General features: G+C 71.4%; 19 protein-coding genes and 1 pseudogene. 6 read left to right on the forward strand and 14 right to left on the reverse strand.

Going from position 1 to position 23,290, the window contains the following annotated elements; all coding sequences use genetic code 11:
- Positions 1–614: 614 nt before the first annotated feature.
- The 4 genes from AB0O01_RS31420 to AB0O01_RS31435 form a co-directional block, all read right to left on the reverse strand.
- On the reverse strand, positions 615–1,538 hold the full coding sequence (locus AB0O01_RS31420) for a hypothetical protein (protein ID WP_365318704.1): 924 nt from the start codon (positions 1,536–1,538) through the stop codon (positions 615–617).
- A gap of 95 nt (positions 1,539–1,633) precedes the next feature.
- The gene (locus AB0O01_RS31425; RefSeq protein ID WP_365318706.1) at positions 1,634–2,650 is read right to left on the reverse strand and encodes a BadF/BadG/BcrA/BcrD ATPase family protein; all 1,017 of its coding nucleotides are present in this window, start codon (positions 2,648–2,650) and stop codon (positions 1,634–1,636) included.
- Complete coding sequence (locus tag AB0O01_RS31430) at positions 2,647–3,324, reverse strand: uracil-DNA glycosylase (protein ID WP_355737150.1); 678 nt, start codon at positions 3,322–3,324, stop codon at positions 2,647–2,649. Before AB0O01_RS31430 ends, AB0O01_RS31425 begins: the two co-directional genes overlap by 4 nt.
- Before the next feature lie 84 nt (positions 3,325–3,408).
- Positions 3,409–4,494: an exo-alpha-sialidase gene (locus tag AB0O01_RS31435; protein ID WP_365318708.1), complete on the reverse strand. Its 1,086-nt coding sequence runs from the start codon at positions 4,492–4,494 to the stop codon at positions 3,409–3,411.
- Between the two features lie 538 nt (positions 4,495–5,032).
- Here AB0O01_RS31435 and AB0O01_RS31440 point away from each other — a divergent pair.
- On the forward strand, positions 5,033–5,605 hold the full coding sequence (locus AB0O01_RS31440; protein ID WP_365318710.1) for a hypothetical protein: 573 nt from the start codon (positions 5,033–5,035) through the stop codon (positions 5,603–5,605).
- 166 nt (positions 5,606–5,771) lie between these two features.
- On the opposite strand, the gene AB0O01_RS31445 is transcribed toward AB0O01_RS31440, so the two are convergent.
- Complete coding sequence (locus AB0O01_RS31445) at positions 5,772–7,823, reverse strand: HEAT repeat domain-containing protein (protein ID WP_365318712.1); 2,052 nt, start codon at positions 7,821–7,823, stop codon at positions 5,772–5,774.
- Positions 7,824–8,297: 474 nt separating this feature from the next.
- Positions 8,298–9,971, reverse strand: a complete 1,674-nt coding sequence (locus AB0O01_RS31450) for a DNA alkylation response protein (RefSeq protein ID WP_365318713.1) — start codon at positions 9,969–9,971, stop codon at positions 8,298–8,300.
- Between the two features lie 89 nt (positions 9,972–10,060).
- On the opposite strand from AB0O01_RS31450, the gene AB0O01_RS31455 reads away from it, so the two are divergent.
- Positions 10,061–10,807, forward strand: a complete 747-nt coding sequence (locus AB0O01_RS31455) for a PaaX family transcriptional regulator C-terminal domain-containing protein (RefSeq protein WP_365318715.1) — start codon at positions 10,061–10,063, stop codon at positions 10,805–10,807.
- A gap of 380 nt (positions 10,808–11,187) precedes the next feature.
- Here AB0O01_RS31455 and AB0O01_RS31460 read toward each other — a convergent pair whose 3' ends face one another.
- Positions 11,188–12,546: an FAD-dependent oxidoreductase gene (locus AB0O01_RS31460; RefSeq protein WP_365318717.1), complete on the reverse strand. Its 1,359-nt coding sequence runs from the start codon at positions 12,544–12,546 to the stop codon at positions 11,188–11,190.
- A gap of 237 nt (positions 12,547–12,783) precedes the next feature.
- Here AB0O01_RS31460 and AB0O01_RS31465 point away from each other — a divergent pair.
- Positions 12,784–12,885 (forward strand): annotated as a pseudogene (locus tag AB0O01_RS31465) (hypothetical protein); the annotation flags it as partial.
- A gap of 138 nt (positions 12,886–13,023) precedes the next feature.
- Here the strand turns inward: AB0O01_RS31465 and AB0O01_RS31470 are convergent.
- Positions 13,024–13,686 carry a DUF305 domain-containing protein gene (locus AB0O01_RS31470; RefSeq protein ID WP_365318718.1) on the reverse strand — a complete coding sequence of 221 codons (663 nt, stop codon included), beginning with the start codon at positions 13,684–13,686 and terminating at the stop codon, positions 13,024–13,026.
- Positions 13,687–13,910: 224 nt separating this feature from the next.
- On the opposite strand from AB0O01_RS31470, the gene AB0O01_RS31475 reads away from it, so the two are divergent.
- Positions 13,911–15,413 (forward strand): hypothetical protein, encoded by a 1,503-nt coding sequence (locus AB0O01_RS31475; protein WP_365318719.1) that lies wholly within the window; start codon positions 13,911–13,913, stop codon positions 15,411–15,413.
- A 202-nt stretch (positions 15,414–15,615) separates the two neighbouring features.
- On the opposite strand, the gene AB0O01_RS31480 is transcribed toward AB0O01_RS31475, so the two are convergent.
- The 5 genes from AB0O01_RS31480 to AB0O01_RS31500 all read right to left on the reverse strand — a co-directional run bounded on the left by AB0O01_RS31480 (position 15,616) and on the right by AB0O01_RS31500 (position 19,947).
- Positions 15,616–16,299, reverse strand: a complete 684-nt coding sequence (locus AB0O01_RS31480; RefSeq protein WP_365318721.1) for a helix-turn-helix domain-containing protein — start codon at positions 16,297–16,299, stop codon at positions 15,616–15,618.
- Positions 16,300–16,528: 229 nt separating this feature from the next.
- Positions 16,529–17,239 (reverse strand): HAD-IA family hydrolase, encoded by a 711-nt coding sequence (locus tag AB0O01_RS31485; RefSeq protein ID WP_365318723.1) that lies wholly within the window; start codon positions 17,237–17,239, stop codon positions 16,529–16,531.
- A gap of 348 nt (positions 17,240–17,587) precedes the next feature.
- Positions 17,588–18,268: a phosphatase PAP2 family protein gene (locus AB0O01_RS31490; RefSeq protein WP_365318725.1), complete on the reverse strand. Its 681-nt coding sequence runs from the start codon at positions 18,266–18,268 to the stop codon at positions 17,588–17,590.
- A 99-nt stretch (positions 18,269–18,367) separates the two neighbouring features.
- Complete coding sequence (locus AB0O01_RS31495; RefSeq protein WP_365318727.1) at positions 18,368–19,306, reverse strand: M56 family metallopeptidase; 939 nt, start codon at positions 19,304–19,306, stop codon at positions 18,368–18,370.
- Between the two features lie 83 nt (positions 19,307–19,389).
- Entirely contained in the window at positions 19,390–19,947 is a 558-nt protein-coding gene (locus tag AB0O01_RS31500; protein WP_365318728.1) for a DUF5134 domain-containing protein, read from the reverse strand.
- Positions 19,948–20,261: 314 nt separating this feature from the next.
- On the opposite strand from AB0O01_RS31500, the gene AB0O01_RS31505 reads away from it, so the two are divergent.
- Positions 20,262–21,227, forward strand: coding sequence for an N-acetyltransferase (locus AB0O01_RS31505; RefSeq protein WP_365318730.1), 966 nt, complete (start codon positions 20,262–20,264; stop codon positions 21,225–21,227).
- Positions 21,228–21,480: 253 nt separating this feature from the next.
- The gene (locus tag AB0O01_RS31510; protein WP_365318731.1) at positions 21,481–22,023 is read left to right on the forward strand and encodes a GNAT family N-acetyltransferase; all 543 of its coding nucleotides are present in this window, start codon (positions 21,481–21,483) and stop codon (positions 22,021–22,023) included.
- 111 nt (positions 22,024–22,134) lie between these two features.
- Here AB0O01_RS31510 and AB0O01_RS31515 read toward each other — a convergent pair whose 3' ends face one another.
- Positions 22,135–22,818 (reverse strand): glycerophosphodiester phosphodiesterase family protein, encoded by a 684-nt coding sequence (locus AB0O01_RS31515; RefSeq protein ID WP_365318733.1) that lies wholly within the window; start codon positions 22,816–22,818, stop codon positions 22,135–22,137.
- Between the last annotated feature and the right edge of the window lie 472 nt (positions 22,819–23,290).

Consider the following 23,290-nt stretch of genomic DNA (forward strand, 5'->3'; position numbering starts at 1 on the left):
CGCTCCCACTCGGCATCACTCAGTTCACCCCGCCCCATGCCCACACCAACGACCCACGCACGGGACAGTCACATGATCGACCGGACAACCCCTAGACGACGGCCCACCGGACCCGGTCAGCCACTTCCCCTTGCCCCCCGCCCCCGTCTGCCTATCTGGCCTTCGTCCCCGTCGGCTTATCGGGCCCCCGCGGGCACGGCCCGCCGCCGCGCAGGCCCGTGCGGCAGCACCTCGGCCTGGGGGCTCCATGTGCCCTCCCCACGCCCACTCCGGGCTTCTGGCCTCACTACGCCCGATACTTCCCAGGCGTCCGAAACCCGCCCAACGGCACCGCGACACGCCCGAACGGCCGCCAAGTGCCCCTGTATCCGGGACATAGGCACCGCCCCGAAAGCACCACCACCCGCCACGCGCCTACCAGAACCGACGCGCCCCACAACGCCAACCGCAACCCCAAAACCGCCCCTCCCACCCCCGAGAACGCCAAAGGGCCCGCCCCCACACAAGGAGCGAGCCCGATCAACATCCCGGCCCGGCCGACCGGCGCCGACACGCCGTATCGCCATCTCCGGCGACACCCGGCACAGGCACGCGCGCGGTCGTGTGCGGCGCGCTCACCGCACCGGCGCCCCCTGCGACTGCTGCGGCGCGATGCCCAGCGCCGTCGTGTACTTGGCGAGCGCCAGCTTGCCGATCGCCGGGTAGGGGCCGAGTGCCTCGGCGGCGGCGCACCCCGCCTCCTCCGCGGCGGCCTCGATCAGCGCGGCGTCGATCTCCGGGCCGATCAGGTACGGCGCCAGCGCGAGCTGCTGCGAACCCGAGGTGCGCAACTGCTCGGCAATCGCCGCGATCGAGCCCTCCTCGTCCAGCGCGGCGGCCATCACCGGCACCGCGAGCCGCGCCGCCAGCAGCATGCCCGTGATCCCGGCCGCCTGCACGGCCTCCTCGCCGCCCACGGACGCCAGAATGATGCCGTCCGCCGCGGTGGCCACCGTGAACAGCCGGGCGCGGTCGGCGCGGGCCAGACCGGCCTCCGACAGCCGTACGTGCAGCGCCTCGGCGAGCAGCGGGTGCGGACCCAGCACATCGGTCAGCTCCGCGGCGACCTTGCTGTCCATGACGGCCTGCCGGACCTGGCGCAGCAGCGCGTTGTCCGGACCGGCCAGCAGCGGTACGACGACCGCGACGGGCCCCTCGGGCTCCTTGACCTCCAGGCCGGCCGCCAGGGCCTGCTCGTAGCGCGCTGTGCGCTCCGCGGCGGCGTGCGCCAGTACGGCCCGCAGCGACGGGAACTCGGCGTCGTCGCCGTCCAGGTAGCCGATCCGGGCGTCGAGGCCGGGCAGCTCCGAGCGGGCGATGCTCACGAGCTCCTCGGCGAGCCCGCGGGTGGCGGCACTGGGTGTCCCGGGGACCGCGAGAACGAGGGCCGGCGCGCCCTCGGGAGCCGCGAGCGGCTCGGGGCGGCGGTGCCGTCCGGGCTGGCGGGGGCGCGGCATTCGTACGGGCAGGCCGGGTGCGGGCCCAGTGGAGGAACTCATGGCGCCGCATGTTACTGGCTTCCTGGGCTCCCCTGTTCGGGGAGGGTGCAGGTGAGCGGTATCCGTCCGGTTTTGTCTGATGAGTTACGTACGGATCAGAACTGGGCGTCAGCGGCTCGGCCGGGCGTGCGTGTCACCGACAGCATGTTCTCGTCGTACGGCAAGGTCAGCGCGCCGTCGGCCAGTCGTGTCGCGAGGTGCAGGGCGCCGTGCAGCGGGTCGCCCGCCGCGCGCGTGAGCGGGGCGTGCGGCAGCCGCTCCGCCAACGCGGCCTCCAGAGGCCGCAGCAGCGGTGTCCCCATCTTGAACAGGCCACCGGTGAGCGCCACTCGGGCGTCGGCCACCGACGGGCAGACGGCCGCCGCCGTGTCGGCCATGTGCCGGGCGGCGGCCCCCAGGATCTCCGCCGCCACCGGGTCGTCGTCCGCGCAGGCGGCGACATGCGGCGCGAAGGAGGCCAGTACGGCGGGCCGGTCGGACCGTGGGTACACCTGCCCCGGGAGCCCCGTCAGCGGCCCGAACTCCGCCTCCGCGCGCGCCATCAGCCGTTCCGAACCGCCGGGCCGGCCGTCGTACGCGCGCAGGGCCGCCTGGAGCCCGGCCCGGCCGATCCAGGCCCCGCCACCGCAGTCGCCGAGCAGATGCCCCCACCCGTCGGCCCGCCGCCACCGCGACAGATCCGTGCCCACGGCGATCAGACCGGTCCCCGCGGCCACCACCACGCCCGGCCGCTCACCCAGCGCGCCGATGTATCCGGTGACCGCGTCGGCGGCCAGAGCGACCGTCTCCGTGCCGAACTCGCGGTGCAGCGCTCCCGGCAGCTCGGCCCGCAGCGCGTCCCCGAGGGTGCCGAGCCCGGCGGCGCCGATCGCGGCCGTACGCAGCGCGGTGAAGCCCGTCTCGTCGGCCAGGGAGCGGACCATCGGCACCAACTGGCCCAGCAGATGATCCGGGTCGATACCGCGCGGGCCGGTACGGACGGGTTCGGCGGACGCGCGCTGGGCGAGGGCTCCCAGGGCCGCCGTACCGACGACGACCCGCAGGCCCGAGCCGCCCGAGTCGACGGCGAGGACGCCTGCGGTGTCCCCGGAGGTGCCCCCGCCCCCGGTCACGGCAGGCGCCAGTCGACCGGCTGGCCGCCCTGGGAGATCAGCATGTCGTTGGCCCGGCTGAACGGACGCGAACCGAAGAAGCCGCGGTCGGCGGACATCGGCGACGGATGCGCCGACTCCACCGCGGGCAGTGCCCCGAGCAGCGGACGCAGGTTGCGCGCGTCCCGGCCCCACAGGATCGACACCAGGGGCTTGCCCCGCGCGGCCAGCGCGCGGATCGCCTGCTCGGTGACCTCCTCCCAGCCCTGCCCACGATGCGCGCCCGGCTTGCGGGGGGCGGTGGTCAGCGCTCTGTTCAGGAGCAGGACGCCCTGCTGCGTCCAGGGCGTGAGATCGCCGTTGGACGGCTGCGGCAGCCCCAGGTCCGTGTTCAGCTCGCGGTAGATGTTGATCAGGCTGCCGGGCAGCGGCCGTACCTCCGGGGCCACCGAGAAGGACAGCCCCACCGCGTGCCCGGGGGTCGGGTAGGGGTCCTGTCCGACGATCAGCACGCGGACGTCGTCGAAGGGCTGCTGGAACGCGCGCAGGACGTTCGGTCCGGCCGGCAGATACGTCCGTCCGGCGGTGATCTCCGCGCGGAGGAAGTCGCCCATACCGGCGATCCGTCCGGCGACCGGTTCGAGGGCCTTCGCCCAGCCCGCTTCGACGATTTCATGCAAGGGTCGTGGTGCCACGGTGTCACCCTACTGCCGTACACGGCACGGTGATCAACCGATGGCCAACACCCGAACGCCGCCCCGCGGTGTCACCCTCCCGTGTCATGCCACGACGGCCGCGCGTACGCACAGGACATCGGGCAGGTGGGACGCCAACTGCCGCCAACTGTCGCCGTCGTCGGCCGACGCGAACACTTCCCCGTTGCGGTTGCCGAAGTACACACCCGCCGGGTCGTCGTCGTCCGTGCACAGGGCGTCGCGCAGCACCGTGCCGTAGTGGTCCTCCGGCGGCAGCCCCGCCGTCAGCGGCTCCCAGCTCCGCCCGGCGTCCGCCGTCCGGAACACCCGGCAGCGCCGGTCGGCGGGCACCCGGTCCGCGTCCGCGTTGATCGGGAAGACGTACGCCGTGTCCCCGCGCGTGGGGTGCGCGGCGGCGGCGAAGCCGAAGGTGGACGGCAGGCCCTCGCCGATGTCGGTCCAGTGCGCGCCCGCGTCGTCCGTGCGATAGACACCCCAGTGGTTCTGGAGATACATCCGGTCGGGGTCCGCGGAATCCTTGGCGATTTTGTGCACGCACTGGCCGAACTCCGGGTTCGGATCCGGCAGGAACACCGCGGACACGCCCGCGTTGGAGGGCGCCCAGCTCTCCCCGCCGTCCGTGGTGCGGAACACCCCTGCCGTGGACACCGCCACCGTCACGGTCCCCGGGTCCCGCGCGTCGGTGATCACCGTGTGCAGCCCCTCGCCACCGCCGCCCGGCACCCACTTCGCGCGCGTGGGGTGCTCCCACAGCGGCCGGACGAGGTCGAACGTCTCCCCGCGGTCCTCCGAGCGGTACAGCGCCGCCGGTTCCGTGCCCGCGTACACCACGTCCGGCTCCGCCGCCGCGGGGTGCAACTGCCACACCCGCTCCAGCGACGCGCCCGTGTCCTTCGGGAACTTCACCGCCGGGCGCGCGGGTTCGGTCCAGGTCCGGCCCAGGTCGTCGGAGTGGAACACCGACGGCCCCCAGTGCGCGCTGTCGCCCCCGGCCAGCAGCCGCGGGGCGCCGCCACGCGTGTCGAGGGCGACCGAGTACACGGCCTGCGCGTTGAAGTACGGGCTCTCGTCGAACTCCCAGGAGCCGCCGCGCCGCCGCCCGATGAACAGGCCCTTGCGCGTCCCCACGGCGAGTAGTACTTCGGTCATGCCGGTCACCTCCGCGACGTCGTTGTCCCAGACACTCGCCAGTCTGCACCCCGGCACTGACAGTCTCCTCCGCGAGCGGCGTCCGCGCAGGTCAGAGTGGTTGACGCGTGAGGTTGGGGGAGCGGGTGCCATGGTCTGGAACGGAGCTGTCCGTCCGTCGGCCCACCGCATGGAACTGGCCAGGCCGCGATCCGCGCCCTGAGCACCGGGACGACGCTGTCCGTATGGGACGACGAAGTCCGTATGGACGGTGGGCCACGTGCACCCGGCGCGAGTGGACGGAGGCGGGGCCGGGTGTGGCGTACTCACCGGACGCCCGCGTGCGTGCCGGGGACGAGCCCTCCGCGCGGTGCTCGGGCTCCCGTCGGTCCGGGTGTCCTGCCCGCGTGGGGGAGATGCACGAGCGCGAGGCTGACGCCGCCCGAGGGTGCCCGCCCGGGGCCCGTTCGTGCGCGGGGGGTGAGACAGCGCCTGGTGTCCTCGGCTGCGTCCCGCAGCGGGGCCCGCTCACGTGCAAGGGATGAGGAGGAAGCCGCAGATGGTGATCCGGCGTCGGAAGGTGTGGCTGTGGCGCTGGCGGCGCAATCCGCTCAGGCGGGGATCGGACGCGGCGGACGCATGGGTCCTGCTGGCCACCTGGACACTCGCCGTCCTGGTCGCCGCGCTCGCCGGGCTGGTGACGGCCCGCTCGGTCGGGGACGCGCTCGCGCGCGAGCGCGTCGAGTGGCGTCCGGTCACCGCCGTGCTGACCGAACCGGCCTCAGGGATTCCGTCCAGAGCCGTCGGAGAGCTGGTGTGGGCACGGGTGACCTGGACAGATCCGGACGGCTCTCCGCGCACGGGACGGGCCCGGGTCGTACCGTGCAGCCGCTCGGGTGGCGAGGTCACCGTGTGGACGGACCCCGCGGGACGCCTCGTCACCGCGCCCACCACCGTTGCGGAGGCCCATGTGCGCTCGCTCCTGGTCGGCGGCATGGCGGGCACTGTCGGGGCCGTCGTCCCGCTCGTCGCCGGGAGCGCGGTGCGCGGGCGCCTGGAACGGCGTCGCCTGGACCGGTGGGAGGCGGACTGGGCCCGCTTCGACGCGCTGTGGGGCAGGCACATGGGGTGACGTCCCGTGTGTCCGTCCCGCGCGCGTTGCGTAGGCGGGGACATGTCTGGCCGGCCGGCTCCTGGCGCCCGGTGTTCGGCCCTCCATGCCGGGTGTTGGGCCGAGGCTGGTTCGTTGCCCGCTGCGGCGGACAGGCGCGGATCGCCGGACACGCCCCGGGCGTGCCCTAGACGTCCCCCTGCCCGCCCCGCACCACCTCACGGCACAGTCTCAGCAGACGCTCGTCCTTGGGTATGTCGTCGCTGCCGTGGCCGCCCTGCCGGGCCAGATGCCGTTGCCGCGCATTCAGTTCGGCCTCCGGAAGATCCCGGAGCGGCGCCGCCGCCGTCCCCAGCTCGCGCAGATACCCGGCGATCCGCACGCGCGGGTACGGGCTTTCCGTCCAGGCGGACCGCAGTGCGGCCAGGACCGGCTCCAGGGACTGGGCGTCGATGCGCCAGAGGGCGTACGCCGCCGCTGTGCGCTCCCAGACCGTGCCCGACCGCGCCATGCGCTTCAGCGCGCGCAACGCGGGCCTGGCCGCCGGTCCCAGGCTCGCCACCTCTCCCGCCGCCGCCGTACGCCGGTACGGGTCCTTGGCCTTGAGCTCCCCGAGCAGCACCGGCAGGACGGCCTCCGCGTCGCCCTCGATCGACCACAGGGCGCCCGCGGCGGCGGTGGCGGAGCCGCTGTCCAGGTAGCGGCGCACCACGGGTACCGCTTCCCGCGCGGCCGGGCCGAGCGCTCCCGCGGCGCGGAGGGCCGCCTGCGCGATCAGTCCGTTCAGTCCCTCACCCGGTCCGCTGCGCAGCAGCCGCAGCGCTTCGCCTGCCGCGGCCTCGTCACCGAGTTCGGTAAGGATCTTGAGCAGGGGCAGGGCCCGGCTGATCGCGGTGGGGGAGCCGGGGGCGACGGTGGCGAGTTCGCGCCGGAGCGCGGGTGCCAGCGGGGCCGCGTGCCCGCCCAGGGAGCCGACCGCTACGCCGAGGTCGTCGGGGACGACGGGCCCCGCGAGGATCTGGGCGAGCAGGGGCACCGCGCGCGGGTCGCCGGTCCTGGCGAGCGCCTTGAGCGGGCCGCCCAGGGTGGGTGTGCCGCGATCCCAGTGCCGTACCCACAGATCCGGACGGGTCGTCGCCAGCGTGTGCAGCGCGTCGGCGGCCGGGGCCGCCAACTCGAAGAGATCACCCAGGACGGATACCGCCGCGTCCCGCAGTCCGCCCTCCTCGGCGCTCAGTTGCCGCCCGATCAACGCCACGGGCTCGGTGTAGTCGCCCCGCCACTCGCGGAACAGGCCCGAGGACATCCATACCGCGTTGCACCGGTCCGAGGTGCTCGGGCTCGTCAACTGGCCGTTCAGCAGCGCGATGCGCTCGGGCACGCGATCGCCGAGCGCCCGGTGGAGCGTCCGCAGCAGTTGCGAGCCCTCCTCGTCCGACGGCCGCAGCCGCCGGAAATGCCGGGCCAGGGTGTCCGTGACCGCATGGCACGGCTCCCCGGGCTGCCGCACCGTCGACCGCTCCCTGAGCAGTCCTACGGCCATGGCGACCAGGTTCTCCGGAAGGCGGTCCGGGGCCCCCGCGGCGAGCTGCCCCAGCGCGGCGAGCCGCAGCGCGGGCCCGTTGGGCGGCGCGCTCTGCACCGTGAGGACGTCCAGCGCCGGACCGGAGTACGCGGGGTGCCGGCGCGCGAACAGCCCCAGCCCCTCGGCCAGCGCGATCAGGACGTGGTCCTCGCGCTCGCGCTGGATCCGGTCACGCAACAGGGCCAGCACCCGCGCGGGTTCGTCCAGGAAGCGGACCACCGCGCGGGGCGCCACCTGGCGCACCCCCGCGTCCGCATCCCCGGCGAGCCGCGCGAACACCGGCGCACCCGCCCGCACTGCGTCCTGCGCCCGCGCGTGCAGTTCCCGGCCTCTCCGGGAACCGCCCCCGGTGCCGTCCGCGCCGTCCTCGGTGTCGTCCGCCCCGCCGCCGATGCTCACCAGCAGTTCGACGATCCCGGCCCGGTCCCGGCCTTCCTCGCACTCCGCGAGGGCGAGCAGAAACGGAACACACGCGAGCGTCGAGTCGTACACGCTGCCCTGATGGTGCACCGCGCCGTACATCCCGTCCAGTGCGGTCTCCCGCTCGGCAGGGTCGTCGGAGGCGAGGCCCCGCAGTAGTCGTGGCACGTCCCGTGCGCTGCCGTACGCATGCGTGAGCGATGCCCAGTCGATGTCGTCGATCCCCGTGAACATCCCGTCCTCCCCCGGGCGCAGCGGTCACACTGCCCTTCCGATCTGGAGTCTGCACCACAGCACTGACAACGAACCGGAATCCGGCCGGGAGGATATGGGATCTCCGACACGTATGCGCGGGGGATGGCGAAATCGTGGACCCGCGCGCGGGTATGACGTTCCCGTTGGAGGGCCCGGTGAGGTGGGAATCGCGGGGTCGCGTGCGCATGGGAGCGCGCCGGAGGAGGCGAGGGGGGCTTCCGTCGGCGGCGTAGCGGCTTCCCCGTGCGGATGGTTTCGAGGTCGCTGCTGCGGTCTGCGATGCCCGGTCCCCGGCCGATACCCGCGCGCGGGCAGCCTGAGGACGGAGGCCCTGGGGAACGCTGTGTTCGTTCCGGTGCTGGTCCACGGGCGGTCGGCTTCCCTCAATTTCGGTTGCCCCCACTGAGGGCTGGCGCTTCGATTCCACCGCCCTCGCGCTCGATCCGATCCCGTTCAGTGACTGCTCGGCAGAGCCCGCTCCAGGATCGTGTCGATGTCCGCCGCGTCCGGGAGCGTGCCGAATGAGTGTCCCCAGTCGCCGCCCAGCCGGGTCGCGCAGAAGGCGTCGGCGACGGCGGGCGGGGCGTGGCGGACGAGCAGGGATGCCTGGAGGGCCAGAGCCATCTGTTCGACCAACCGGCGGGCGTTGGTCGGCGCGGCGGTGGCCAGAAGGTCTTTGAGGCGGGTCACCGCAGTGTCCAGGCGGGCGTCGGCTCCGTGTGCGAGGGCGAGTTCGGCGAAGAGCGCGTCGGCGGTGCCGGGTTCGCGGCCGAGGGCGCGCAGGACATCGAGCGCGTTGACGTTGCCCGAGCCCTCCCAGATCGACAGCAGAGGCGCCTCGCGGTAGTGCCGGGGCATCCCCGACTCCTCGACGTATCCGTTGCCGCCGAGGCACTCCAGGGCCTCGGCCGTGAACGCCGGGCCGCGCTTGGTGACCCAGTACTTGCCGACGGCTGTCGCGAGCCGGCGGAAACCACGCTCGGCCTCGTCACCGTGCACCGCACGGTCGGCCGCACCCGCCAGTCGCAGTGTGAGTGTCGTGGCGGCCTCGGACTCCAACGCGAGATCGGCGAGCACATTGCGCATCAATGGCTGATCGATCAGCGGCGCACCGAAGGCGCTGCGATACCGGACATGGTGTCCGGCCTCGACCAGCGTCTTGCGCATCAGTGTCGCCGAGGCCATCACACAGTCCAGGCGGGTGCAATTGACCATCTCGATGATTGTCTTGACGCCCTGGCCCTCGGGGCCGACCAGCCAGGCGGTCGTTCCGTCGAACTCGGGCTCGGACGACGCGTTCGACCGGTTGCCCAGCTTGTCCTTCAACCGCTGGATGCGGAACGGATTGCGGGTGCCGTCGGGGAGCACGCGGGGGATCAAGAAGCAGGACAATCCCTCCGGCGCCTGGGCGAGCACCAGGAACAGGTCGCACATCGGCGCCGAGGTGAACCACTTGTGCCCGTGCAGGGTGTACACGCCCTGATCGGACGTCGGAATCGCGATCGTGCTGTTCGTTCGAACATCCGAACCGCCCTGCTTCTCGGTCATCCCCATGCCCGCGAGCAGCCCGCGCTTCTCGGTCGGCACCCGCAACCCGGGGTCGTACACCCGGCTGGTCAGCAGCGGCTCGTACACCTTCGCCAGATCCGGCTGTCGGCGCAGCGCGGGAACGGCCGCGTAGGTCATCGAGGTCGGGCAGCCGTGCCCCGCCTCGCTGTGCCCCCACACCAGACCGCCGGCCGTACGGGCGACGTGTGCGCCGGACCGGTCGTCGGCCCAGGGCGCGCCCGCGAGGCCCTCCTCCACGGCGACGCGCATCAACTCGTGCCAGCTCGGATGGAACTCCACTTCGTCGATCCGGTTGCCGAACCGATCGTGGGTGCGCAGCACGGGCTCATTTCGGTTGGCCAGTTCCCCCCACTCCTGCGCCTCTACCCCACCGGCGCGCCGCCCGAGCCGCCGCAGGGCGGCCTCGGCCCACCCGGCGCCCTCCCTGTGCAGCCCTTCCAGCAGGGCCACGTCCTCGGCGGCGTCGTAGGGCGCGAGCGGAGGCGGCTGATTGGTCACCTCGTGCGTGGCGTGCTGCCCGTCGGCCGGGACCGTCTCGTGCGCGGGAGTGGTGGTCATACCTGAAGTGTTGCATTATTTTGACGAGTGCAGCAATAGTGCAACATCGCTCCCGCGTAAAGTACGCCCATGCATGCGCAGGCACGCCCATGAACCCAGCCGTCCGCGCCACCGAGCGCGGCGTCGAACTGCGTCCCTTGTCGGCCCGGTCGGTCGTCCTGAGCCTGCTATTGGGAGTCCATCCGCCCGAGCTGCCGGTACGGGATCTGGTGAGCGCGGTGTCTCCGTTCGGCGTCGGCGGATCCACGCTCAGGGCGGCTCTCAGCCGCATGGTGGCGGCCGGTGATCTACGGCGCGCGGGAACCGTGTACGGGCTCAGCGACCGCCTGCTGGAGCGGCAGCGCCGCCAGGACGAGGCCGTGGAGCCCCACACGCGCGCGTGGGACGGTGACTGGGAGATGGCTGTCGTCACCGCCACGGGGCGTGGTCCCGCCGAGCGCGCCGATCTGCGTGCCCGGCTGACCGCGTTGCGCCTGGCCGAACTCCGTGAGGGTGTGTGGCTGCGCCCGGCCAACCTGCTCCGTCCGCTTCCGACCGACCTCACCGCGGTCACCCAGCACTACACGGCACGCCCCGAGCAGCCCGCGAGCGCCCTGGTGGCGAGCCTGTGGCCTCTCGACGACTGGGCGGGCACCGCACGGTCCCTCCTGGCCCACGTCGCGCGAGCAGGGCGCCCAGCAGACCGCTTCACCGCCTTCACGGCCGTCGTGCGGCATCTGCTCGCCGATCCGGTCCTGCCGGCGGATCTGCTCCCCGCCGACTGGCCCGGACCGGCCCTGCGGGCCGCCTACGCGGCCTACCGGCAGGAAGTCGGCGGCTTGGTGGCCGGGGTGTGACCAAACGGCCGGACGGGTGACCGTGCGGGATGGGTGGTGGGGCGGGATGGGCGGTCCCGCGCCGTCGCGTCCCGTCGCCTGCGGCCGCCCGCGCAGCACGTGCTGGAGACCGAAAGCGGTCAGTTGGCGTAAGGGTGGAACTTCGTCCACCGGGTGTATCGCGGGCTGAGCGGAGCCGGATTTCGGCATGGGCGAGACCGTAGGTCGCTTAAACAGTTTGTTGATTTCGGAGGTGTTGCCGGTTCGTGTCCGTGTGCGGGTGTGCTCGATCGATCACACGCATGCTGTTTGCGCGAACGAACCCCCGTCTGCCGAACGATGCGCCTGTCTACGGGCCGATCCCGGGTCCGACGCACCTTGGATCCGGAGCACTCCGCGTCCTACGGTGCGCTGTCGCCGTGCTCGGCGGCGGCCATGAGCGACGGCCAGTCCGGCAGTTTCACCACTCCGCCGCGGCCGAGCGACGCCCCCAGGGCGGCCTCCGCGCGCTCGATCGCCCGCCAGCCCGCCCATTCGACCGGAGCGATCCCGTCGTCCCGCAAGCCGGTGATCGGATCATCGCGCGGCGATGTTCGAACGATCATGGAGGCGTCCTCCAGCAGAGATGTCACCGTCTCCTTCGCGCAGGACCTGTTGGTGCCGATGACACCCGTCGGGCCGCGCTTGATCCAGCCCGCCACGTACTCGCCCTGTGCCGCCACGCCCTCCCGCAGCACCCGTCCGGCCCGATGGGGCACCGTCCCGCTGCGGGTGTCGAACGGCAGCCCCTCCAGGGGCACACCGCGATAGCCCACCGAACGCAGCACCAACTGCGCCTCGATCTCCTCGTACCTTCCGGTACCGATGACCCCGCCGTCTCTTTCCGGACGGGTCCGTTCGAAGCGGACCGCCGCTACTCGCGTACCGGTCGAATCGGCCAGGAACGCGACCGGGCGCAGGAAGAACCGGGCGTGGATGCGCCGCCCGGCCCCTCCGGCCGGACGTTCCGCCCAGGCCCGCAGCACCTCGGTGTTCCGTCGCCGCACGGCCGGCAGCCCGGACGGATCACCGTACGCCGGGTCCAGGTCCAACTCCTCCGGCCGCACCAGGACATCCGCACCCGGGAGTCCGCCCAGTTCGCGCAGTTCCTTCGTCGTGAAGCGGGCCTGGGACGGGCCCCGCCGGCCGACCATGTGTATCTCGGTCACCCGGCTCGCGGCGAGTGCGCTCAGGGCCGCCTGGGGCATGTCGGTCGGGCTCAGTTCCTCCGCGCCGCGCGCCAGGATCCGCGTCACGTCCACCGCGACATTGCCGACCCCGATCACCACCGCCGAGCGTGCGCCCCGCACGAACCCGTGGTCCACGGCGTCCGGATGGGCGCTGTACCAGGACACGAACTGGGTCGCCGACCAACTGCCCCGCAGATCCTCGCCCGGAATGCCCAGCCGCCGATCGGTCGCGGCGCCGACGCAGTACACCACCGCGTCGTACAGCTCCCGAAGCCGCTCGACCGCAACGCCACCGGCGCCGATCTCGACGTCGCCGAGAAAACGTACTCGATCCTGTTCGAGCACGCTTCGCAGATTGCTCTGGAGCGATTTGATCTTTTCGTGATCAGGTGCCACGCCGTAGCGCACCAGACCGTACGGGCACGGCAGCCGGTCGATCACATCGACGTGCACTTCGGGATCGAGCTGGACGAGGCTCTGAGCGGTATAGACCCCGCTGGGGCCGGAACCGACGACGGCGACACGCAACACGGCGGAACTCTCCTCGTCCGTCCTGTCCGGTCACCCGGAGCCTGGCAGGAGATCGCTGATGCCTCCAGCATCGCACCGGGCTGGACAGAGGGGGGAGTGGTGCACCGATGCGCCGAGGGGGTGCCACTGTGCGTGTCCGTTTGTGCGGAATGCGATCCGGCGCACTGGTGGACGCTCTGGCGGCGATGGAGTCAGGAGGGTGCGTCCCAGGGAGGACGTCCGTGCCGTGTGCAGGGCATGGCGGGGTTGATCCTCGCCCAGGAGTGCCGTGCCGACCGGGGCAGCGGCGTCGATCCCTTGCTCGCGGTGGTGTACGTGACCGGGAACGGGCGCCGTAGGGCCATCCCGCTGAGCGGGCAGGCCCGTGGCGCGGGCTCTCCGGCCCCGCGCCACGCCCCTCGCCGACCCGCGCCCACGCTCCTTCCAGCCAGGTGGGCGGAAGTGCCCCTGCCGGTCGGGTGGTGGGCGGAGCCGTCGTCAGCCCATCTCGCGCATCCGCCCGATCTCAGCCGTCTGCTGGGCGATCACATCGTCGGCCATTTCCTCGATCTGGATGTTGTTGCCCTGGCCCTTGACGTCCGATGCCATGGTGATCGCACCCTCGTGATGCGTGATCATCAGCGTCAGGAAGAGCTGATCGAAAGCGCTGCCCTTGGCCGAGCGAAGGTTCTTGAGCTGTCCCTCGGTCGCCATGCCGGGCATCGAGGAGTGATCGTGTCCGGTGTTGTCCTCACCGTCCTTGCCATGGCGCTTCAGCCATGCCTCCATGGCGGCGATCTCCGGCTCCTGCGCCGCCGAGATCCGCTCGGCGAGACGTTTCACCTCATCCGATTCGGCCTGTTTCGGGGCGAGTTCGGTCATTTCCAGTGCCTGGGTGTGGTGCTCGATCATCATGCGCGCGTATGACACATCGGCGGAGTTCGGTGAGTCGTCCTCGATGCGCTGCTCGGCTGCCTCCTTCGCGGAGAGGGTCTCATTCCCTTCGCCCGGCACGCCCGGCATCAACACCGAAGGGCCGGTTGAGGCAGGGGGCTTGGACTCGTCGTCCGACCCGGATTCACACGCCCCGAGCGCCAGAACCGCCACCAGGGTCAGGCCCGCGGTGGTGAGGGACGCGCGGGAAGCACGACGGAAGAGCACAACTACCTCCTGTGGCTGGGGGTGGCCCCTCTGGGGGAGTGACGGCCAGTACCGCAAGGTGGCGCTTTGTGAGCGCCGGTGACTGTCCTAGCACGCTTCCGTGCCCGACCGATCAGAAAACTGCATTACGACTCCGTTGCACCCTATTGATCTGTGCATGACCCGGACGATACTTCGGTTGATCCGTTAAGCGTTCCCTCGCGAACGGAACAAGGGAGGACGCAGTGACCCTGTTCAAAAGTTCCCGGACCCGACACAGACGGCTGGGAGTTGTCGTAGCCGCAGCCGGCCTTCTGGCCACGCTGCTGACGGCCCAACAGGCCGCAGCCACCCCGGATCCGGGTGACACCCCGGCCGGAGAGAAGTCGGTGTCGACGTCAGATCAGGCCGAGGCGCGGGCGGCGATAGCCGCGGGCGAGATACCGGCCCAGGACGAAGTTGTTCATTCGTCCAACATCGAGCACCTCGCGAACATCCCGAAGGATGCCCTGCCGGGCACCAACTCGGACCTGGCCTTCCAGGGCAAGTACGCCTTCGCCGGCAACTACGACGGCTTCCGCATCTTCGACATCAGCAACCCGAAGGCGCCGAAGACCGTCTCGCAGGTGCTGTGCCCCGGTTCCCAGAACGACATCTCCGTCTCGGGCGACCTGCTGTTCCTGTCGACGGACTCCTCGCGCAGCGACAACAGTTGCAACAGCACCACGCAGCCCGCGACGGAGAAGTCCTCGTGGGAGGGCATGAAGGTCTTCGACATCAGCGACAAGCGCAACCCCAAGTACGTCGCCGCCGTCGAGACCGCCTGCGGTTCGCACACCCACACCCTGGTGCCGGAGCGCAAGAACGTCTACGTCTACGTCTCCTCGTACTCGCCGAACTCCGCGTACCCGGACTGCCAGCCGCCGCACGACGGCATCTCGATCATCAAGGTGCCCCGCAGCGCCCCCGAGAAGGCGAAGGTCGTGGGCTTCCCGGTGCTGTTCCCGGGTGAGGGCCCGGACGGCGGCGGCAACCCGGGCGGACCGACCAACCCGGGCGTCTCCAAGACCACCGGCTGCCACGACATCACCGTGCTGCCCGAGGAGGACCTCGCCGCGGGGGCCTGCATGGGTGACGGCATCCTGTTCTCCATCAAGGATCCGGAACGCCCGAAGGTGATCGATCAGGTCCAGGACAATGTGAACTTCGCGTTCTGGCACTCGGCCACCTTCAACCAGAAGGCGAACAAGATCGTCTTCACCGACGAGCTGGGCGGCGGCGGTGGCGCCACCTGCAACGCGGCCATCGGCCCGAACCGGGGTGCCAACGGCATCTACGACATCGTGGGCAAGGGCGACAAGCGCGAGCTGGTCTTCCGCAGCTACTTCAAGATCCCGCGGCACCAGGCCGACACCGAGAACTGCGTCGCCCACAACGGCTCGCTGATCCCGGTCAAGGGCAAGGACCTGATGGTCCAGGCGTGGTACCAGGGCGGTGTCTCGGTCTGGGACTTCACCGACTCCAAGCGTCCCAAGGAGATCGGCTACTTCGAGCGCGGTCCGCTCAGCACGGGCACGCTCACGGTCGGCGGGTCGTGGTCGGCGTACTACTACAACGGCTACATCTACTCGAACGACATCGCGAAGGGCTTCGACGTTCTGAAGCTCAACGACCGTCGAACGGACCCGGCGCGCTGGGTGCATCTGCGGGAGTTGAACGTCCAGACCCAGCCGGACTACTTCGATTGACCGGTTGATCGGTCCAACGATCGAGTGATCGAGCGATCACCTGTGGACTGATCGAAAGGGATGGGTCAGGCATCGGTGGGCCGATCCCAGCGGAGTATCTGAGTGGAGTACCGGAACGGGGCCATCGGTTCCAGCGGACCGGTCGGTTCGGTCAGCTCGGGCCGATCGCTCGGGTCCGCCGGGGTGGCCGGTTCCCCCGGCCTCACGTCGGGCGGTCGTCCGAAGTGCCGGGCGGTCGGCCCGGCGCGAAGTACCGTGACAGGTCTCCCTCGCACGTCCCGCCGGGCACTTCGGTGTCCGGCGGGACGCCCTGCTCCCAGTCGAGGCCGTAGCGCTCGAACAGTTCGGCGCGCACGGCGGCGATCGGCATGGGGACGTTGGGCAGCACCATCGCGTAGACCGAGCCCATGAGCAGGGACCGCAGCATCGGGTACGCGGACTCCACGTTCCCCGAGCCGCGCCGGGCGACCGTGTCCCGGAGCAGTTCCGCGAGCCGGCGCTGTTCCGGACACTGGACGAAACCCTCTGCCTGGAGCAGACCGGCCATGTGCTGGCGCATCAGTACGGGCCGGTCGCGGGCCAGGCCCAGGACGGCGTCGATCGCTCGGGCCATGCGCTCGCGTCCGTCATCCGTACGCGGCTCGCGCTCCAGGCCCTCCTCCAGCGTGCGGTGCATCAACCGGTGCACCGCGGACTGGACGAGCTGGCGCTTGCCGGGAAAGTAGTACGACACCAGGCCGCGGGCCGAACCGGCCCGGTCGGCGATGTCCGCCAACGTTGTCGCCTCGTAGCCCCGTTCGCTGACCAGCTCGATCGCCGCCTGGAGGAGTCGTTCCCGGGAACGGCGCCGCAGCTCTTCATTGACCTGGGCGCTGCGCGGGGACATCCTGTAACTCCTGCGTTGACTGGCTGCCAGCCAACTATACTCAGGGCGTCCGGACCGGCTCCTGCACAGGCCCGGCCCGGCTGCCGTCTGCCTCGGGCGACACGGGGGATCGTCCGAGGTGGGCGGCTTTCTCTGCCGAGATGGTGTGCTGAGGCTACTGTCTTGGGTGCGGCGAGGCATCCGGCGCAGGTCAGAAGGGCGATTGATCAATCGACCGCCTGCCTGCCGTTCATGTCATCCGATCGGACTGGAGATCGATCAGGTCGAGAACCGGGCGCAGCCCGTCCGGACGCTCGGCGACCGGCAGATGATCGACGAAGTGCACCGCGCATCCCAGGGCCGCCGCTCCGCCGTCCGCCCGCCGATCGTCCCCGACCATCAGCACCTCCGTCGGATCCACGCCGAGCGTCGCACAAGCGGTCGCGAAGAGGCGTGCGTCGGGCTTGCGGATCCCGTGCTCGAAGGACAGCGCGTAAGTGTTCACATGAGCGTCGAGAGCGTGCGCACGGAACACGGGGCGGAGATCCCAGCCGATGTTGCTGACCACACCGACCTTGACACCCCGCGCGCGCAGACCGGCCAGCACCTCTCCGGCGTCCGGGTACGGGGTCCAGGCGGCCGGCGTCATATGGCGGTCGTAGAGGGCGTCGTGCAGGTCCGGAGAGGGCAGCGGCACCTGGCGGGAGAGGCCGGTGTACGCGGCCCGGTGGAGTGCGGTGCTCTCGTCCCGTACCTCCCACAGGCCGGCCAGTTCCTCCGGGAGGCGCTGCGGATTCTGTCCGCCCGGCAGTGCTCCGGCTGCCTCCAGTGCCTTCGCCAGCGCGGCCGTCTCGGTCTCCGGGAGGTCGAGACCGGACGCGTCGAGAACCGCGTGCAGCCAGGAGCGGGTGGATTCGACGCGGAAGAGGGTGCCGGAGAAATCGAACAGGACGGCGGTCATGCGGTGATCCTAGGGCGGTTGTCCCGGGCGGGCGCCGGTATGCGCCATGTCGGGACGCGCGCGCATCGGACCGGCGGGACGTCTGGCCGTCGGCATGAAGGAGGGCCTACACGTGGCGGTGGCACCGCTGTGGGCTGCCTCCGCCGACCAGTGGCGGGAAGGTGTCGCTGCCTCGAACGCCGGATGCCATATCTCCCGCCCCTGGTCCCCGGCCCCGGGTTCCCAGGCTTGGATTCCCAGCCCTGGATCTCTGGCCCCGGATCCTCAGTCCTGGATCTCCAGCGCCCGATCTCCAGCCTCGGACCTCCGATCAGGGCCCGGTCGCGCGGCCTCGGAGTCCGATCGCGATCAGGACCCGCTCGGGCGCAATCGCTCATGCACCGCGATCGCCGCCGCGACCACCATCGCGCCCAGCAGCCAGCCGCCCACCACATCGCTGAACCAGTGGACGCCGAGCCAGACCCGGGTGAGGCCGACGCCGACGATCGAGACGGCCGTGATGGTCGTGGCCCAGCGCAGGACCGTACGGGAGGCGCCGTAGCGGCGCAGGAGCCAGACGAGGAGGCCGCAGACGACGGTGAGCGTCATGACGTGGCCGGACGGGAAGGCGGCGTAGTGGGCTGAGTCGACCGGGTCGGGCCAGACGGGGCGTTCGCGGCCGACGGCCGCCTTGAGGCCCTGCTGGATCAGTGTGCCGACGGCCACGGTCACCAGCAGCCAGCCCGCCGTGAACCAGGCCGCCCGCCGCCAGACCAGCCAGATGATCACCGCGCCGCACAGAATGCGCATGGTGAGCGGATCCCAGACCCAGTCCGTGAGAATCCGGAAGGTGTGCGTCAGCCCGTCCTCGGTGACCGCCCAGCGATGGGTGGTCACCGCGATCTCCCGGTCGACCGTGATCAGCGGTCCCCATGACGCCGCCACCAGAATCAGCAGCACCAGGGAACTCACAGCGAACCCGAGCGCCGCGCGGGCCGGGGGGCGGCGCTCCGCCGGACGGGTGGGACGGTCGACGGGCGTGAGGGTCATACTGCGATTGTTGCCGACCAGTGGGGTACCGGGCCACCGCCGGGACCCGCTGATCGATCGCTGATCCGGTGTTCGGTCGATCAGGTGTCCCGCCGATCGCTAACCCAGCGCCCTGAGCCCGGGTACGAAAGCGACCAGCACCGGGGCGACCGGGACAAGCGCCGCCGTCGCCGTCAGGCGCAGCCGGTGGATCGCGGGGAGGCGTTCCGGGGCTGCGAGGAGCCGCTGCACGCGCTGCGGGACATGCCCCTGGGGCGCGGGGGAGGGGCCGAACACGCCGCGGTGTTCGTTCAGTTCGACGAGCGCCAGGGCGGTGGTGAGGCGACCGTGACGGCGGGATGCCATGTCGTCGGCGGCCAGTTCGACCAGGCGGTGCATCTCGTCCCGGAACGCCGCGAACACCGGGATCTGCGGGAACCCGGTGGCCAACGCCGCCGAGCAGTGCCGCAGCCAGTCGTGCCGGGCCTGTGCGTGGCCCTGCTCGTGCGCGACGACCGCGTCCAACTGGCGGCCCTTCAGGCGGCGCAGGGCGGCCGTCGTGACGACCATCCTGGGTGGTGTCCCCGCCACCCACCAGGCGTCCGGCCGCTCGCCCTCCAGCACCACCAAGTGGCCTGCGGCGCCGGTCTCCTCGCCGGGCAGCGACGGAGCCCGGAGCCGGAGTTCGGCCCGACGCACCCTGCGCCGGGCCCGCGCGCCGACGATCTCCCGCAGGAGCATCGCGCCGCTCCACAGCCCGGCCAGCGCGAGCGTCACCGCGGTCGCCGCGGCCCACGGTCCGGTCGTACCGAGCGAGTACGCCTCCATGACCCCGTTCGGCGCGGACGCGAACACCTGCCAGCGCACCGCCTGCCAGGCCGCCGCGGCGCTCAGTGTCATCGACAGCGCGCAGCACAACAGCACGGCCGCCACGACGCACTGCCACGCCCACAGGGCGACCACCGGCTCTCGATCGGGCCAGTCGGCCCGTGCGAGCGTCCTGGGGCCGAGAACGGCGACCAGGGCGCCGAGCAGCAGCAGTGCCGCGGGGACCATCATGGCGAAAGCCTATGAGCGCGCGGTGGTTGACGGGTACGGCCCCCGACCGCAAAGTGACGCAGACCACGGTTCTGATCGATCGATCACATCGGCATCAGCATCGCCACCATGGCGATCCCCATGGACAGCCGACACGCCCGGGCCAGTTCCGGCCGGTCACCCCATCCCGCGGGACCCGCTGACGCGGCGGCGACGCCCGCCACGGGCAGGAGCCGTATGCCCGAGGCCAGGACGTATCCCGTGAAGTACAGCAGGAACGCCCCGGTGACCAGCGGCAGTCCGGCGGAACCGCCCCCATGGGCATGCCCCTGCCCGGCGGAGACGGTCATCGCGACCGCCATGTAGACCATTGCCAACGCGCCCACGGCGTGGTGCGCATGATGTGCGCTCGCCCGGACGACCCACAGAGCCCGCAGCCCCGCCAGACCGAACACGACCGCGTACACCGGCCAGGTCCAGGGCGGTGGGGTGAACACGGTCGCCGGTACGGCCATCGCGGCCATGCCGAACCCCATCAGCGCTTCGTCGCCAGCCGTACGGCGCTGCTCGGCGACGGTGCTGCGCATCCGCAGGACGCAATAGGCGCCGGTCACGGCGCACACCGCCACCAGCAGCCACCCGGGCGAAGCCGGTCCGTGCACACGCACCTCCCCGCTCGACACATGGTCCACGGAAGCGATGCCCGACCCGTGCAGCGCGCACGCCAGCGCACGGGCGTATACAGGGAGCACGCGCAGGAGCACGGCAGGTGACGATCGCAGTAGGTGGCGCTCACGGTAGATGGCGCTCACGGCGGCGGCAGGGACGGCCGCGCCAGGGACAGGGGTGCGGGCCGCCGCTCCCTTCCCGTCGACCGATACCGCCTCGCGTCCTCCGCCCTTCCCGTCGTAAAGTGCTCGCATACCGCATCGCATGGCGGCCTCCCAGCAGCTCATTCCTCGACCGGAGGTCACCCATGCCCACCGTCCGCCCCTTCCACCGCGCGGACCGCGATCAGCTCACCGATCTGATCAATCTGCACGTCGCCGCTGTGGTCCCCGGCGTCTCCGTCTCGGTGAACACCGTGCTCAGCTCGCTCGAGCGGCAGCCGGACGAGTTCATCACCGACCCCTGGGTCGCCGAGCGGATCACCCTCGTCGCCGAGTCCCGGCGCTACGTCGTCGCAGCGGCCCATCTGCTGCGCTATCGCGCGGACGACGAGGTCGGCGACGACTATCGCGGCAGCGGCGAGATCGGCTGGTTCGTCAGCCGCCCCGGGACGCCCCTCCTGCCGGACGCCGACAAGGCCGCCGAACTGCTCATGAACGCCTGCCTGGCCCAGCTCGCCCGCTGGGACGTCCGCGTGTGCCTCGCCGACGGGGCCCTGCCCGCACCCGCTGTCTACGGCGTCCCGCGCCCCTGGCCGCACATCCGGGCCGTGTACGAGAACGCCGGCTTCCGGCACACCGGAGACACCGAGGTGCTGCTGATCACCCGGGTCGACGACCTGCCGGAGCCGCGGCACCGGCCGGGCGTCCGGGTCGAGCGCACCCTGGGCGAGTGCGGCACCCGGCTCACCGCGTACGGGGCCGACGGCGAGGCACTCGGGCATGTCGAGATCGACACCTCCCTCGCCCGCCCCGAGCGGCACTCCCGCGCCGCCGGTCTCGCGGACATCGGCGACCTGGTGGTCGTACGGGAGGGCGAGGGCTGGGAGGAGTGGCTGCTCGGGCAGGCGGGGGAGTGGTTGCGGTGGTGCGGAACGGATCGGCTTCTGGCGTACGAAGCGTCAAACGATCAGGAGGCGATCAATCGTCTGATCGGGATCGGTTTCCGGGAACTCACCCGGACCGATCGCGGGTGGCGCCACGGCCCCGACGACGACACCGCCCCGGGAAACCCGGCACCGACCGTTCCCGCGCCGGCCGACGGCCGCCGCTGAGCCCGACCACGACCACGACCACCCCTGAGCCCCGGCGCCGTCCACGCCTGTGAAGCAGGGGTCGTCCGCACCTCCGAGCGAGGGGGCGTCGTCCGCGCACCCGAGCCCGGCGCTGTCCGCACACCCGAGCCGGTGCTGCCCGCACCCCTGAGCCCGGCGCTGCCCGCCCCCTGGGCAGCGCCGGGACGGGTGGCTCACGGGCGTTAGTCTCGTCCGTGCCGAGCCCCGCACCGCCGAACGGAGAAACGCCCCCATGGACGCCCGCCCCGCCACCGACGGACTGACGTTCCGCGATGCCACCGACGCCGATGTGAACGATCTTGTCGCGCTGATCGAGTCGGCGTACCGGGGGGACTCCAGTCGGACCGGATGGACGACGGAGGCGGACATCCTGGAGGGGCAGCGCACCGACGCCGCAGGCGTGCTGGAGGTGATCAAGGCACCGGACGGCGCCCTGCTGACGGTGGAGCGGGACGGCCGGATCATCGCCTGCTGCCAGCTCGAACACCGCGGTGATCATGCGTACTTCGGCATGTTCGCGGTCAGCCCCGCTCTCCAGGGCGCCAGCCTCGGCAAAGTGATCATCGCCGAGGCCGAGCGGCGGGCCCGCGACCTCTGGGGCGCCACACAGATGCACATGACCGTGATCACCGTACGGGAGGATCTGATCGCCTGGTACGAGCGGCGCGGTTACCGGCGCACCGGGCGGACCACTCCGTTCCCGTACGGCGAGGAGCGGTTCGGGATTCCGCAGCGGGACGACCTGGAGTTCGAGTTGCTGGTCAAAGGGCTGTAAGGGGAAGAGGGAGGGGGAGCGAGCTGTAGGGGTGGTGGCAGGGGAACAGCTACCGTGGCGCCTCGCCAGAGTCCCGCTCCTCGCGCCTGGCCGCCGCCTGGCGCTCTGCTCTCACGCCGTGAAGCGGCCTGTTCGTTTGATGTCCGGATGATCGGTTGTCGCACCGTCCAGCTCCAGTGCGCGTACCAGGCGCAGATGATCCTGGGTGTTCACCACCCAGCCGATGATCCGCAGACTCGCGTCGTGGGCGGCTTCCGTGATCTCCAGGGTTAGGCGGCGGATGTTCAGGCAGACGGTTCCCGCGCCGGTCTCGACGGCCCGTTCCACGACATCGGTGCCGTAGCGGCTCGCGATCAGCGCGGTGCGTACGCCCGGCACCAGGCGGGCGATCTCGGTGATCGCCTCGTCGTGGAAGGAGGACACCTCCACGCGCTCGACCAGGTCCCGGGCCAGCAGTACCTCGGACAGGGCGCGGGCCGCCGCCGTGTTCTTGATCTCGACCTGGAGCGGAGTGCGGACGGCGTCCAGCACCTCTTCGAAGACCGGGATCCGCTCACCGCGTCCGGCGTCCAGCGCGCGCAGCTCCGCGAGGGTCTTCTCGGCGACGGGACCGGTGCCGTCGGTGGTCCGGTCGACGTCCTCGTCGTGTAGAACGACCAAAGCGCCGTCCTTGCTCAGATGAACATCGAGTTCGATCACATCGAGGCCGGCGTGTTCGGCGGCGACAAAGGAACGGAGGGTGTTCTCGGGCTCGACGCCCATGATTCCGCGGTGTCCGATGGTGAGGAAGTTCAAGGTTCGGCTCGCTTCCGTCGACGGGCAGGCGGCCGAGCGGACCAGCAACCGTCCGCACGGTGTGAGTTCCGCACTTTAGTGGCCGGGGCGTGAGATGAAACCCGTGCGTACGCTGCGGATTCGGTGAGCGGCGGGGAACGGGAGAGCGACGCGGCCGGGCACCTCCGTGCCGGGGTGGGACCCGTGGGGCGGCACTGCCGTGCCGGGGGCGAGGGTCCCAGGAACGGCATGCCCAAAGGGCGCCCGTCCCTCTCCCTTGCGTCTCCCTCCCATCGTCTTCTCCCTCCCTGCCTCCCGTCGTCTTCCCATCGTTACCCGAACCCCGTCATCGCGACATTTCGCGTGCCCGCCCGCGGTGATCGTCCGCCGATCTACTCCGCCGCGCCCCCCGGTCGTTGCGTCCGCCGCCCCATTCCGCCGCCCCGCCCTTCTCCCGTCCCCGTTGCCGCGAGCCCCGTCGCCAGTTCACCGC

This window comes from Streptomyces sp. NPDC093252 (assembly GCF_040683675.1).
GTDB lineage: Bacteria > Actinomycetota > Actinomycetes > Streptomycetales > Streptomycetaceae > Streptomyces.

Bases quoted from the DNA above. Each gene is read 5' to 3' on its own strand.
- AB0O01_RS31420 (WP_365318704.1), bottom strand. From the start codon at position 1,538: ATGAGTTCCTCCACTGGGCCCGCACCCGGCCTGCCCGTACGAATGCCG.
- AB0O01_RS31435 (WP_365318708.1), bottom strand. From the start codon at position 4,494: ATGACCGAAGTACTACTCGCCGTGGGGACGCGCAAGGGCCTGTTCATC.
- AB0O01_RS31440 (WP_365318710.1), top strand. From the start codon at position 5,033: ATGGTGATCCGGCGTCGGAAGGTGTGGCTGTGGCGCTGGCGGCGCAAT.
- AB0O01_RS31445 (WP_365318712.1), bottom strand. From the start codon at position 7,823: ATGTTCACGGGGATCGACGACATCGACTGGGCATCGCTCACGCATGCG.
- AB0O01_RS31450 (WP_365318713.1), bottom strand. From the start codon at position 9,971: ATGACCACCACTCCCGCGCACGAGACGGTCCCGGCCGACGGGCAGCAC.
- AB0O01_RS31455 (WP_365318715.1), top strand. From the start codon at position 10,061: ATGAACCCAGCCGTCCGCGCCACCGAGCGCGGCGTCGAACTGCGTCCC.
- AB0O01_RS31480 (WP_365318721.1), bottom strand. From the start codon at position 16,299: ATGTCCCCGCGCAGCGCCCAGGTCAATGAAGAGCTGCGGCGCCGTTCC.
- AB0O01_RS31485 (WP_365318723.1), bottom strand. From the start codon at position 17,239: ATGACCGCCGTCCTGTTCGATTTCTCCGGCACCCTCTTCCGCGTCGAA.
- AB0O01_RS31490 (WP_365318725.1), bottom strand. From the start codon at position 18,268: ATGACCCTCACGCCCGTCGACCGTCCCACCCGTCCGGCGGAGCGCCGC.
- AB0O01_RS31495 (WP_365318727.1), bottom strand. From the start codon at position 19,306: ATGATGGTCCCCGCGGCACTGCTGCTGCTCGGCGCCCTGGTCGCCGTT.
- AB0O01_RS31505 (WP_365318730.1), top strand. From the start codon at position 20,262: ATGCCCACCGTCCGCCCCTTCCACCGCGCGGACCGCGATCAGCTCACC.
- AB0O01_RS31510 (WP_365318731.1), top strand. From the start codon at position 21,481: ATGGACGCCCGCCCCGCCACCGACGGACTGACGTTCCGCGATGCCACC.